This is a genomic window from Amycolatopsis pittospori (genome assembly GCF_013870525.1).
Classification (GTDB): Bacteria; Actinomycetota; Actinomycetes; order Mycobacteriales; family Pseudonocardiaceae; genus Amycolatopsis; species Amycolatopsis pittospori.
Genome location: NZ_JACBXD010000050.1, coordinates 1 through 12,462, shown reverse-complemented (window position 1 = coordinate 12,462; position 12,462 = coordinate 1). Strand labels below are relative to the sequence as shown.

Below are 12,462 nucleotides of genomic sequence, written 5' to 3'. Positions count from 1 at the left end.
AAGTAGAGGAGCTAGCCTCGAACGCGTGACTTCGACGAACGCGGTTCATGTCCTCGGTATCGGCGGCTCTCTCCGGGAGGGTTCGCAATCCGAGCGCGCGCTGCGCATCGCCCTGGGCGGTGCGGCCGAAGCCGGGGTCACCACCGAACTGATCGCGGGACCGGAACTGGTCCTCCCGTTCTACGACACCGCGTTGGGCGAACGGGACGAGCGCGCCGTCCGGCTGGTCGAGGCGATCCGCCGGGCCGACGGGATCATCGTGGTCTCGCCCGGCTACCACGGCGCGTTGTCCGGTCTGGTCAAGAACGCCCTGGACTACGTCGAAGACCTGCGTGACGACGCCCGCCCGTACCTCGACGGCCGCGCCGTCGGACTCGCCGCCGTCGCGTTCGGCTGGCAGGCCGCGGTGACCACGCTGGAGCAGCTGCGCACGATCACGCACGCGTTGCGCGGCTGGGCCACCCCATTGGGTGGTTCGATCAACACCGCCGAGACGAAGTTCGACGAAGCGGGCGGTGCCTCCGACGACAAGACCGTCCGCACGCTTCGCCTGATCGGGAGCCAGGTCGCGGAGTTCGCGCTGAGTCGCGCCGGTCACTAGTCGTTTGCCTCCTTCGTCGTCCGGGTATTCCCGGACGTGATGCCTGCCATGGGGTGGCAAGGTTTCGCGGTTGCGGGACGTTGGCACCACAGAGACGCTCAACGGGGCGTGTCTTAAGACCAGGAGGTAGGCGAAGAATGGCTGAGGCTCTGTACACCGCTGTGGCCACCGCTCGCGGCGACGGCCGCAACGGTGAGGTCACGTCCTCTGACGGCGTCATCGACGAGTCGTTGGCGATCCCGAAGGAGATGGGCGGACCGGGCGGTGACAAGACCAACCCCGAGCAGCTCTTCGCGGCCGGCTACTCCGCCTGCTTCCACTCGGCGCTGCAGCTCGTCGCGCGTCAGGCCAAGGTGAAGCTGGACGGCTCGACCGTCTCCGCCGAGGTCAGCGTGCTGAAGCAGGGCGAAGGCTTCGGTCTCGCCGTGGCGCTCAAGGTTTCGCTGCCCGGCCTGGAGCAGGCGCAGGCCGATCAGCTCGTCGAGCAGGCGCACCAGGTGTGCCCGTACTCGAACGCGACCCGCGGGAACATCGAGGTCGCGCTGTCCGCGACGGTCTGATCCCGCCCGCGGCAGGTCCACCCGTACCGGCAAATTTCTGAAAGGAAGACCGAAGATGGGCAAGTCCCCGATCAAGAGTCCGCTGAGCGAAGCCGACAAGGAGATCACCGGTAACGCCTTGCAGGCCACGCTGGTCGATCTGGTGGATCTGTCGCTGATCGCGAAGCAGGCCCACTGGAACGTCGTCGGCTCGAACTTCCGCAGTGCGCATCTGCAGCTCGACGAGCTGGTCGCCACCGCGCGCCAGTACACCGACGAGGTCGCCGAGCGCGCCAACGCCATCGGCATCTCACCGAACGGCCAGGCCAAGGCCGTCGTCGAGAGCTCCGGCCTGCCTGCCTATCCCGACAACTGGCAGTCCGTCGAGTCCACCGTCGGCGCGATCGTGGACATCCTCACCGCGCTGATCGAGCGGCTGCGCAAGCGCATCGACGAGACCGACAAGAGCGACCTGGTGACCCAGGATCTCCTCATCGAGATCACCCAGGAACTCGAGAAGGCGCACTGGATGTGGCAGGCGCAGCAGGCCTGACCCTCCCTTTCGCGCCTCGCGGCGTGCAATGAACGGCCCGTTACTTGCGAATTTCGCAAGTAACGGGCCGTTCATTGCACGCGGGGATGGACTGGACGAGGTGCCCCGTGACGCCGCCGGGGATAGGTTCGGGTCATGGTGCTGCACAAGGGGAAAGCGACCGATCAGGACCGCCAGGGCGGAGCCAACCCGCTGTACGCCGGCGCGTACCCCGCGCTCGCCGCGAGCATCCGGCTCCCGCACGACAGCCTCGCCGAAGATCCCCTGCCGCCCGACACCGCGCTCCAGCTCGTCCGCGACGAGCTGATGCTCGACGGCAACGCCCGGCTCAACCTCGCCACGTTCGTCACGACGTGGATGGAGCCGCAGGCCCGCGAGCTGATGGCCGAATGCGTCGACAAGAACATGATCGACAAGGACGAGTACCCGCAGACAGCGGAACTCGAGCGGCGCTGCGTCAACATCCTCGCCGATCTGTGGCACGCGCCCGATCCCGCCGAGATCATGGGCTGTTCCACCACCGGTTCCTCGGAAGCCTGCATGCTCGCCGGGATGGCGCTCAAGCGCCGCTGGTCGAAGCTGGGCCGCACCGGGAAGCCGAATCTGGTGATGGGCGCGAACGTCCAGGTCTGCTGGGAGAAGTTCTGCGAGTACTGGGAGGTCGAGCCGCGGCTGGTGCCGATGTACGGCGACCGGTTCCACCTCACCGCGGACGAGGCGATCGCGCGCTGCGACGAGAACACGATCGGCGTCGTCGCGATCCTCGGATCCACTTTCGACGGAAGTTACGAGCCGGTCGCCGAGATCGCCGCCGCGCTCGACGGGCTGCGGGAGCGGTCCGGCTGGGACATCCCCGTGCACGTCGACGGCGCTTCGGGAGCGATGATCGCGCCGTTCCTGGACCCGGACCTCGTATGGGACTTCCGCCTGCCGAGGGTGGCGTCGATCAACACGTCCGGGCACAAGTACGGGCTGGTGTACCCGGGTGTCGGCTGGGTGGTGTGGCGTGACAAGGCGGCGCTGCCGGAAGAGCTGGTGTTCAACGTCAACTACCTCGGTGGCGACATGCCGACATTCGCGTTGAACTTCTCGCGTCCCGGCGCCGAGGTGGCCGCGCAGTACTACACGTTCGTCCGCCTCGGGCGCGAAGGTTTCCGCGCCGTGCAACAGGCTTCACGCGATGTGGCGACGCAGCTGGCGGACGGGATCGCCGAGCTGGGCCCGTTCGAGCTGCTGACACGCGGCGATCAGCTGCCCGTGTTCGCCTTCACGACGAAGCCGGACGTCGATGGCTTCGACGTCTTCGACGTGTCTCGGCGGCTTCGCGAGCGTGGCTGGCTCGTCCCGGCGTACACGTTCCCGGAGAACCGGACCGATCTCGCGGTGCTGAGGATCGTGGTGCGCAACGGTTTCACGCACGACCTCGCGGATCTGCTGCTCTCCGACCTGCGGCGGCTGCTGCCCGAGCTCGATCACGGCCCGCGACGGCGTACCGCTTTCCATCACTGAGCCGGGTGCCCTGCGTCACGCCGGATTTCCCGGGGCCCTACCGACGCGTAACGTCGGGGGGTATGGGAGTCGCCGGAGACGAACGTCGTGCGTTGAGCGAGCTTTTCGAAGAGGTCGGCCCGGACGCGCCGACCCTGTGCACAGGCTGGAAGACGCGGGATCTCGCGGCGCATCTGCTGGTGCGTGAGCGGCGGCCGGACGCGATGCCCGGGATCCTGGTGCCCGCGCTGGCGTCGTACACGCAGCGGGTGCAGGACTCGTACGCCGCGCGCCCGTGGTCCGACGTCGTCGGGAAGGTCCGCTCCGGTCCGGCCTGGTTCTGGCCGACGTCGATCGGCGCGGTCGACGAGCTGACGAACAGCGCGGAGTTCCTGGTGCACCACGAGGACGTCCGCCGCGCCCAGCCCGGCTGGGAGCCGCGTCCGGCCGAGTCCTCGCGCGACGCGGCGGCGTGGAAGTCGGCCAAGCAGGCGTCGAAGCTGAACCTGCGGAAGTCGCCGGTCGGCGTGATCCTGAAGACGCCTGAAGGCCGCGAAGCGCGGGTGAAGGAAGGCCCGGACACGGTAACCGTCGTCGGCGCGCCGATCGAACTGCTGCTGTTCGTCTTCGGCCGCGACGCCGCCCGGATCACTTTCGAGGGCGACGCCTACGCCGTCGACCGGCTGCGGAAGCACGACCGCGGCCTTTAGAGTTCGGCCCATGCCGATGATCAGTGTTTCGATGTTCCCCGGCCGCACGGCCGAACAGAAGCAGGCGCTCGTCCGTGAGGTCACCGACGCCTTCGTCCGCACCTGCGGCGGCAACGCCGAGGGCGTCTGGGTGACCATCAACGAGATTCCCGCCGAACACTGGGCGGCCGGCGGAACGCTCTTCTCCGAGCGCTGACCCCGACCCTCGCTGTGTTATGAACGGACCTTTCATAACAGGATTTGTTATGAAAGGTCCGTTCATGACACGTCAGCGCAGCCCGACCGCCCGCATCGCGAACGACACCTCGATCGCCGTCTGCTTGATCGTCTCGGCGATCACCAGCGACCCGTGGCCCGCGTCGAAGCGGTAGAACTCGAACGGGATCTCCCGCTTCGCGAGCCTGTCGAGGTAGTTCTCGACCTGCCGGATCGGGCACCGCGGGTCGTTGTCCCCGGCGAGCACCAGCACCGGCACCGTCACCGCCTCGACGTAGGTGATCGGTGAACATTCCTGGTACACCGCCGGAACCGTTTCCGGCGAGCCGCCGAACAGCGCCCTGTCGAACGAGCGGAGCTGCTCCATCTCGTCCTCGTACGCGGCGACGTAGTCCGCGACAGGCACTCCGGCGACCCCGGCCGCCCAGCGCGCCGGCTGCGTGCCCAGGGCCAGCAGGGAGAGATAACCACCCCAGGAAGCCCCGTTCACCACGCACTTCCCCGGGTCGGAAAGTCCACTTTGGACCGCCCAGTCGTGGACGGCGGCGACGTCTTCGAGTTCGGTCAGGCCGGGGCGGCCTTCGATGGCGTCGCGCCAGGCCGAGCCGTACCCGGTCGAGCCGCGGTAGTTGACCTCCACGACGGCGAATCCGGCGTCGAGCCAGACCGCGCGATAGGCCGAGAACCGGTCCTCGTCGGCGGAATGCGGCCCGCCGTGCAGGGAGAAGATCGTCGGCAGCGGACCCTCGGGCGCGTCGACCGGCCGGGACACCAGCGCGTGGATCTGCCCGCCGATCCCCTCGACGAACGCGTCGGTGACCGGAGCGGATTCCGGTGCCCGGTCGCCCGGCGGTTCGAGCAGTACGGAGTCGGTGCCGTCCGCTGTCCGCGCGCGCACCGCCGTCGGCTTCGCGGCACTGGACCACGAGTACTCGACGGTGCCGTCGGGACGCACCCCGGCGCCGCCGATCCGGCCCTGCGGGGTGTCCAAAGAGGACAATTCGTCGCTCGCGAGGTCGTACCGGTGAAGGGAACTGCGGCCCTGATGGAAGTGCACGACCAGCAGCGCGTGCGCGTCCGGGTACCAACCGGCGATCACTTCGCCGGGCAGGTCGAGTTCGATCTCCCGCTCGGTGTCGGCGGCGACGTCCCAGATCAGGAGTTCCTCGCGGCCGCGCCGCTCATGCAGCACCAGCAGCCGCTGGTCACCCGCGACCGGTGAGAATTCCAGCGCGCCGAGGCCCTTGCCTTCGCCGTCCCACTTGTCGGCAACCGTGCCGAAGCCGTCCGTCGACAGGACGCGCAGCGCGGGGTGTCGCGAATCACCGTGCTCGGAATGGGAGATCGCGAGCAGGGATTCGTCGCGGGAAAGCGACGCGATCCCGGCGTCGTCGTCGTGGCTGTAGAAGCGCGTGGTCTCGCCGCCGATATGCGCGAAGAGTGCGCTGCCGTCGTCGGTGGAAACGCCGACGGCGGTCACCCGGGTGCCGATCTCGAGCCCGGCGGGGTAGCCGTCGTGGACTTCCGGGACGGCGCGTTCGGCGGTGACCCCCGCCGCTTCGGCGAAGGGTTCGCGGACCCACGAGCCGAATTCGTCGCCGTCGGTGTCGTTGAACCACCAGATCCAGCGGCCGTCGGGGGACGGGGTCGCGTGCAGGGTGCCGTTGGGCCGGTCGGTGACGCGGCGGTGCTCACCGGTCGAGCGATCCCAGGAGTAGACCTCCCAGACGCCGCTGGCGTTGGAGACGTAGACGTTCGCGTCCGGCGCGTCGATGGCCCACTCCGGGACCGAGATGCGCGGCGCGTGGAAGCGGGCCCGCCACCTGGCCTCGGCTTCGGCGTCGTCGAACAGGCGGTCCGGAACCGCCGCGGACGGATATTTGTTGCCTGGCTGCGTGCTCACCCCTCGATCCTGCCACTCCGGAGCCGTACTGTGTGCGGGGTGCTGGAGGGAAACGCGCGAGACGCGGTGTCCGCGCGATCTGCGCGCCAGGCGGTCGAACGCGCCGTGTTCGCGCAACCGCTGTTCGGGCCGGGGATGTGGGTCGTCGACGTCGGTTGCGGACCGGGTTCGATCACCCTCGGTATCGGTGACGGCCACTGTGCGTCCACAGTGGACTTTTTGACCGCCGACGCGCACGCGCTCCCGTTCGGCGACGCTTCGGTGGACGTGGTCTTCGCGCACGCCGTTTTCGAGCATCTGAAGGATCCGGGCGCCGCACTCGCCGAGTTCCGTCGTGTTCTTCGTCCCGGCGGTTCGCTCGCACTGTCCACTTCGGACTGGAGTCGGGCGCGTCTCCGGCCGAAGACGGCGAACGTGGACGCCGCCCTTCGCGGGCACTATCTGTTGTGCCGTCGCGCGGGTGGCGATCCGTTCGCCGGCCGGTCGATCCCCGCCGCGGTCACGGCCACCGGTTTCACCGACGTGCGTACGAAAACCCGCTACCGCACCGACACGACGTACCGTGCGCTGGCGACCTACGTCGAGGCACGTCTGGTGACCGCGTTGGAAACCGCGACGACCCCGGATCGCGACCAGCTCGCCTCCGCCGCCCGCTCGGCCTGGTCCTGGGCCCGCTCCGGCGACGGCGATTTCGCCCAATGCTGGATCGAACTCCTCGCCACCCGCTAACCCGGCCCACGCCTCACGTGACCAGACGGACGTCACGCGTGATCAGACGGACGGCAAGCGTGATCAGGCGGACGGCACGCGTGATCAGACGGACGTCATCGGCAGAGAGGGTGGGTAACGCGAAAGGGCCTTGCTCGCGTGAGCGAGCAAGGCCCTTTCGATCTTGCGTCGGGGTGGCGGGATTCGAACCCACGACCTCCTCGACCCGAACGAGGCACGCTACCAAGCTGCGCCACACCCCGGATACTTCTTAGCGGGTCGAGGAGAAGTTTAGCGGACCGTGTTTCGGGCTTTGCGGGGGGATGCTTTCCGGTGATCCGCGCTGGTGGTGCCCCGTGGGACGAGGGTCAGCAGGCTGGCCTCCGGCGGGCACGCGAAGCGGGCCGGAGCGTACGGCGAGGTGCCCAGTCCGGCGGAGACGTGCAGCCACATCTGGGCGCCCCAGCGCGACGCGCCGCGGGCCCGGGTGCGGTCGAGTTCGCAGTTGGTGACGAGTGCGCCGTAGCCCGGGATGCGGAGTTGCCCGCCGTGGGTGTGGCCGGCGAGGACGAGGTCGTAGCCGTCGCCCGCGAACTCGTCGAGGACGCGGGGCTCCGGGGAGTGCGTGACGCCGATGCGCACGGCGGCCGCGGTGTCGACCGGGCCCGCGATGTCGGCGTAGCGGTCGCGGCGGAGGTGGGCGTCGTCGACTCCGGCGGTGAAGACGTACTGGTCGGCGACCTCGATGGTGCGGCGGACGTGCGTGAGGTCGTCCCAGCCGTGCTCGACGAAGGCGGCGCGAAGGTCCCGCCACGGCAGGTGTTCGCCGTGGATCCGCTTCTTCTTGCCCTTGGGCATGAGGTAGCGCGCGGGGTTCTTCGGCTTCGGTGCGTAGTAGTCGTTGCTGCCGAAGATGAACACGCCGGGCCGGTTCAGCAGGGGGCCGAGTGCGCGCAGGACGGACGGGACGGCCTGGTGATGTGACAGGTTGTCACCGGTGTTGACCACCAGGTCCGGTTCGAGTTCGTCGAGGGCGGCTACCCAGCGTTGTTTGCTGACGTGACCGGGCAGCATGTGCAGGTCAGAGATGTGGAGGATCGTGAAGGGCTTCGCCCCTGCGGAGAGGACCGGGATCTCCGCGGTGCGAAGCGTCCACCGGCGCCTTTCGATCCCGACGGCGTAACCGAGGGTCGCGGCTCCCAGAGCGACGGTTCCCACGGCCAAGCGCCGTACTGTCGCTCCGGAAGTCCTGGTGTTACTGAGCGTGCTCACAATGTCCAGTTTACGTGCTCATCCGGGGTGATCGTCCGCCCCCATTCCGGCGATGGCTGAAAATCGCTGGAATGGCCTCTTTTCTTCACTTTGCGTGGTCGGCGAGGGGTGTGGTGATCAATCGACATGATTCCGTCGACCGACGTTCCTCGGAAGGCCGCCACGTGCTCACTGAAAGTTAAATTCGAGTGACTAACGGTAATTCGCGCTGGTGAACGCGACCGTAGAAGGTCAGCGTCCGCCGCCCATGTACTTCGGGTCCGGCGGCGGCAGCGGCGCGGGTTCCTGGCCTTCGAGGATCTTCGACATCGCCCCGAACCAGGTCTGCGCCGGCGTCTTGCCGCCGAACATGTTTTCGCAGCCGCGAGTGGTCACGTTACCCGGGCCGAGGTAGCACAGACCGCCACTTCCACCCTTCGGCCGGAAGACCATCGCCGCGCCCGCGAGCTGCGGGGTCGCGCCGAGGAACGCCGCCGAGCCGTTGTTCTGGGTCGTACCGGTCTTGCCGATCATCGGCCGCGTCCAGTTGACGCCCCGCGCGGCGACGTTCGCCGTACCACCGGGCAGGTCGTCCTTGCTCATGCCGACGGCCAGGGTGTTGGCGAGGCCTTCGGGCACCACCTGTTCGCAGGCGGCTTCCTTGACGGGGACCGGCTTTCCGTCCCGGTCGGTGACGCCGGACAGCGGTGTCGGCGGGCACCAGACGCCGCCGCTCATGATCGTGGCACCGACGTTCGCCAGTTCGAGTCCGCTCAGCGGGCTCACGCCGAGTGTGAACGCACCCGTTCCGGCCCAGCCGGGCCTCGGGCCGTACGCCTGGAGCTGGCTGGTGTTGACGCTCGCGTTGTCGGAGTTCGGGTCGACGGCGCCGCCGCCGAGGTTGCTGGCCATGGTCTCGCGCATCCCGAGTTTGCGCGCCATCTCCACGACCGGGCCGGTGTTCCCGATCCTCTCTTCGAGGATCACGAACGCGGTGTTCGGCGAGGTCTGCAGCGCCTGCTGCAGCGACATGTTCCCGCCGGCCGCTTCGTAGTCGCCCGCGTTGCCGAGGCAGTACCAGCGTGAGCGCAGCGGCGGCCCGGTCGGGGCGCACTTGTTGCCACCACCGGCGAAGACGTTGGAGGTGTAGAAGTTGGGCACCGGCAAGGGACTGTTGATCCCGGCCGCGCCGGCTTCCAGCGCGGCGGCGGCGGTGAAGACCTTGTACGACGATCCCGCGCCGGCGGTGTTGTAGACGCCCGACGGCAACGCGTAAGTCGTTTGCCCCTGTGATTCGTCGAGGCCGTAGTCGCGGTTCGCCGCGAGCGCCACCACCTCATGCCGGTTCTTGCCCGGCTTCACCAGCGAAAGCGTGTTCGCGACGTTGTCCTGGGTCTTCTTGACCTGGGCCTCGGCCGACATCTTGGCTTCGTGGTTGGCCCGTTCGTCCAAAGTGGTCTTGACGACGTAGCCGCCGGTGTAGAGGTCGTCCTTCGTCATACCGGACTTGAGGAGGTAGTCCTCGACGTACTGGCAGAAGAAACCGTTCTCCGTACCGGCGCCGGTGCAGTTCGACGCGGGCTTCTGCGGGCCGCCTTCGGTCACGCCCAGCGGCTCGGCCTTGAAGCGCTCCGCGTCCGCCTTCCCGAGCTTCTGGTTGTCGACCATGCGGTCCAGCACCAGGTTGCGCCGCTCGGTCGCCTTCGCCGGGTTCTTCCACGGGTCGTTCTGGATCGGGTTGTTCACCAGGCCGGCCAGCAGCGCCGCCTGCGGCACGGTCAGCTTGTCCACGGGGGTGTTGAAGTACGCCTGCGCGGCGGCGCCGACGCCGAAGATCTCGCGCGAGAACTCCACGACGTTCAGGTAGCCGGTCAGGATCTGCATCTTGTTCAGCTTGGTTTCCAGCTGGATCGCGATGCGGGCTTCCTTCAGCTTCCGGGCGACCGACTGCTCCTGTGCGCGCTTCTGGCCCGGCTTGTCGTCCCGGTAGACGACGTTGATCAGGTAGTTCTTGACGTACTGCTGGGTCAGCGTCGAGGCGCCCTGCGTGTCACCGCCGGTGCTGTTGCTGACCGCGGCGCGCAGCGTGCCCTTCCAGTCCACCCCGTTGTGCTCGTAGAAGCGCTTGTCCTCGACCGAGATCAGCGCCCACTTCATGGCGTCGTTGATCTGCGCCTCGGTGGTGGGGATGCGGTACTGCTTGTACAGCGTCGCGATCTGCTTGCCGGTGTTGTCCGTGATGGTCGTCACCAGGGGCGGCGGTATGTCCGCAAGGTCCGAAGACGTCTTGTCCACGGTCTCGCTCGCCTGGTTCGAGATCACTCCCGCCGCGCCCGCCACCGGGAACAACATCCCCGCGACCAGCACCCCAGCGAGCACACACAGGCCAATGAGCTTCAGCAGACCGTCCGTTTTGCGCACGCGGACCAGGGTACGCGGATGCCGTTAGCCCACCGTGACGTCACCTCGCTGTCGGTGCTAATTCGGTGACAAAACCGACCCCATGCGGTGACTTCTGGTAATGGGAGGCATTCTAGGGCTTGGCGGAGGGAACCGAGGGCCCTTACAGTCCGTCAACGTCTCACGTATGAAAAAGCCGACAGACGGGTGAGTGCGAGCGGCAGTCGCATTCGTCCGAACGGAGGCACCGGCGCCGGGGAGGTGCCGGGTTCAACCGACGTGAGCACAAGTGAGACACGCTCATGGGGGCAGGAGCGCACGCTTTTCGTCCCCCCGTGGTGTGTCGAACACCAGGGTAGGGAGCTGGGGGTATGGAAACCAACCAGTCGAGCTGGCGAATCAATGCGTCGTGCCGCGACACCGATCCGGATGGTTTGTTCGTCCGGGGGGCGGAACAGAACCGGGCCAAGGCGGTCTGCCTCGGTTGCCCGGTCAGGACGGAATGCCTCGCCGAAGCGCTCGATGGCCGGATCAACTTCGGTATCTGGGGAGGTATGACAGAACGGGAACGGCGGGCGCTGCTGAGGCGGCGGCCGGACGTGACCAGCTGGGCGGACCTGCTTGAAGCGGCGAAGCGCAGTTTCACTGGGATAGACGAAGAGGAAGACGTACGCGTCCGAGTCTCGTGATCAGGAATTCGTGAAGGCGCCCTTCCCTGAGTCCAAGGTAGGGAAGGGGTCCTTCACGGATTTCAGGACCGGGCACCCAGCTTGGTCCCGATGTCGCGCAGGCCTTCGAGATCGTGCACGTCACTGGGGAGCGCGGGCACCCGCACCAGCGGGACCTCGGGATGAGCCCGCGTGAACCTGGCGAGCAGCCGCGTTTCTCGTTCGGCCAGCGCGACCCGGTCCGCGTGCAGGCGGAGGACGGCTTCGGCCAGCGGCGCGCTGGTCTCGCTCTTCGCCAGTTGCTCGGCGGCCGCGACGGCCTCCGGGCCGGACAGCGCGGCGAGCACCGGATGCGTCCGGTTCGCGACCAGCCCGGCCAGCGGCATGCTCTCCTCCGAAAGCCGCTCCACGAAATAGGACGCCTCGCGCAGCGCGTCCGGCTCCGGTGCGGCCACCACGAGGAACGACGTCCCGCCGGACCGCAGCAGCTCGGCCGTCTTGCGCGCGCGTTCGCGGAAGCCGCCGAACATGCTGTCGAAGGCCTGCATGAACGCCGAAGCGTCGGTCAGCAACTGCCCGCCGATGATCGTCGAAACGGCCTTCGCGAACATCGAGAACCCGGCGTTGACGACCTTGCGCAAGCCCCAGCCGCCCGCCTTCGCGGGGCCGGTGAGGAGCCGGATCATCCGCCCGTCGAGTGCGCTCGAAAGCCGCGTCGGCGCGTCGAGGAAGTCCAGCGCGGACCGGCTCGGCGGGGTGTCGACGATGATCAGGTCCCAGTCGTCGGTCGCGGCGAGCTGACCCAGCTTCTCCATCGCCATGTACTCCTGCGTTCCGGAGAACGACGTGGAAATGGTCTGGTAGAAGGGGTTCTGCAGCAGCTGCTCGGCGCGTTCCGGGCCGGCGTGCACGCGCACCATGTCGTCGAAGGTGCGGCGCATGTCGAGCATCATCGCCCAGAGTTCGCCCTTGGGCTCGAAGCCCTCGACCTGCACCTGCTTCGGGTGGTTGCCCAGTTCGCGCAGGCCGAGAGCCTGCGCCAGCCGCCGCGCCGGGTCGATGGTGAGCACCACCGTCTGCCGTCCGCGTTCGGCCGCGCGCAACGCGAGCGCCGCCGCGGTGGTCGTCTTGCCGACACCGCCGGACCCGCAGCAGACGATGACCCTGCTCTCCGGATCGTCGATCAGCTTGTCGATCTCCAGGAGGTCCGACATCAGCGCACCCCCTGCTCGGTCAGCGCTTCGGCGAGGTCGTAGAGCGCGGCGACGTCGACCCCGTCGGTGAGGTCGGGCAGTTCCAGACCGGGCAGGTCCGCTTCGGACAGCTGCTCGCGGGCGCGTTGCTCGGCCGCGACCCGGACGGCGTGCTCGACGGTCTCTTCGACCAGCGCGTCGAGGGTGCTATCGGGCAGGTTCAGCCCGGCCG

General features: G+C 68.0%; 12 protein-coding genes, 1 tRNA gene and 1 pseudogene. 8 read left to right on the top strand and 6 right to left on the bottom strand.

The genetic code is table 11. From position 1 onward, the window contains the following. The first annotated feature begins 25 nt into the window (after window positions 1-25). From H5J31_RS25355 to H5J31_RS25330, 6 genes are all read left to right on the top strand, one after another. Window positions 26-601, top strand: a complete 576-nt coding sequence (locus tag H5J31_RS25355; RefSeq protein ID WP_181775141.1) for an NADPH-dependent FMN reductase — start codon at window positions 26-28, stop codon at window positions 599-601. Between the two features lie 137 nt (window positions 602-738). Beyond that, window positions 739-1,161: an organic hydroperoxide resistance protein gene (locus tag H5J31_RS25350; RefSeq protein ID WP_181775140.1), complete on the top strand. Its 423-nt coding sequence runs from the start codon at window positions 739-741 to the stop codon at window positions 1,159-1,161. 55 nt (window positions 1,162-1,216) lie between these two features. After that, window positions 1,217-1,693: a Dps family protein gene (locus H5J31_RS25345; protein WP_181775139.1), complete on the top strand. Its 477-nt coding sequence runs from the start codon at window positions 1,217-1,219 to the stop codon at window positions 1,691-1,693. A gap of 135 nt (window positions 1,694-1,828) precedes the next feature. Then, the gene (locus tag H5J31_RS25340) at window positions 1,829-3,202 is read left to right on the top strand and encodes a glutamate decarboxylase (RefSeq protein ID WP_181775138.1); all 1,374 of its coding nucleotides are present in this window, start codon (window positions 1,829-1,831) and stop codon (window positions 3,200-3,202) included. Between the two features lie 62 nt (window positions 3,203-3,264). Continuing rightward, complete coding sequence (locus tag H5J31_RS25335) at window positions 3,265-3,891, top strand: TIGR03085 family metal-binding protein (protein ID WP_181775137.1); 627 nt, start codon at window positions 3,265-3,267, stop codon at window positions 3,889-3,891. A 10-nt stretch (window positions 3,892-3,901) separates the two neighbouring features. Next, on the top strand, window positions 3,902-4,087 hold the full coding sequence (locus H5J31_RS25330) for a 2-hydroxymuconate tautomerase (protein WP_181775136.1): 186 nt from the start codon (window positions 3,902-3,904) through the stop codon (window positions 4,085-4,087). 72 nt (window positions 4,088-4,159) lie between these two features. Here H5J31_RS25330 and H5J31_RS25325 read toward each other — a convergent pair whose 3' ends face one another. After that, complete coding sequence (locus H5J31_RS25325; protein ID WP_181775135.1) at window positions 4,160-6,010, bottom strand: prolyl oligopeptidase family serine peptidase; 1,851 nt, start codon at window positions 6,008-6,010, stop codon at window positions 4,160-4,162. Between the two features lie 39 nt (window positions 6,011-6,049). Between H5J31_RS25325 and H5J31_RS25320 the strand changes: the two genes are divergently transcribed. Beyond that, window positions 6,050-6,739 carry a methyltransferase domain-containing protein gene (locus tag H5J31_RS25320; RefSeq protein WP_181775134.1) on the top strand — a complete coding sequence of 230 codons (690 nt, stop codon included), beginning with the start codon at window positions 6,050-6,052 and terminating at the stop codon, window positions 6,737-6,739. A 168-nt stretch (window positions 6,740-6,907) separates the two neighbouring features. Here the strand turns inward: H5J31_RS25320 and H5J31_RS25315 are convergent. The 3 genes from H5J31_RS25315 to H5J31_RS25305 form a co-directional block, all read right to left on the bottom strand. After that, window positions 6,908-6,981, bottom strand: a tRNA-Pro gene (locus H5J31_RS25315). 28 nt (window positions 6,982-7,009) lie between these two features. Then, window positions 7,010-7,936, bottom strand: coding sequence for a metallophosphoesterase (locus tag H5J31_RS25310; protein ID WP_181775177.1), 927 nt, complete (start codon window positions 7,934-7,936; stop codon window positions 7,010-7,012). A 285-nt stretch (window positions 7,937-8,221) separates the two neighbouring features. Then, window positions 8,222-10,390: a transglycosylase domain-containing protein gene (locus H5J31_RS25305; RefSeq protein WP_181775133.1), complete on the bottom strand. Its 2,169-nt coding sequence runs from the start codon at window positions 10,388-10,390 to the stop codon at window positions 8,222-8,224. A gap of 350 nt (window positions 10,391-10,740) precedes the next feature. Here H5J31_RS25305 and H5J31_RS25300 point away from each other — a divergent pair, with 350 nt between their 5' ends. After that, window positions 10,741-11,058 carry a WhiB family transcriptional regulator gene (locus H5J31_RS25300; protein WP_181775132.1) on the top strand — a complete coding sequence of 106 codons (318 nt, stop codon included), beginning with the start codon at window positions 10,741-10,743 and terminating at the stop codon, window positions 11,056-11,058. A 62-nt stretch (window positions 11,059-11,120) separates the two neighbouring features. On the opposite strand, the gene H5J31_RS25295 is transcribed toward H5J31_RS25300, so the two are convergent. Next, window positions 11,121-12,251 (bottom strand): ArsA family ATPase, encoded by a 1,131-nt coding sequence (locus H5J31_RS25295; protein WP_181775131.1) that lies wholly within the window; start codon window positions 12,249-12,251, stop codon window positions 11,121-11,123. Further along, window positions 12,251-12,462 (bottom strand): annotated as a pseudogene (locus H5J31_RS25290) (ATPase); the annotation flags it as partial. The gene H5J31_RS25295 and the pseudogene H5J31_RS25290, both read right to left, overlap by 1 nt.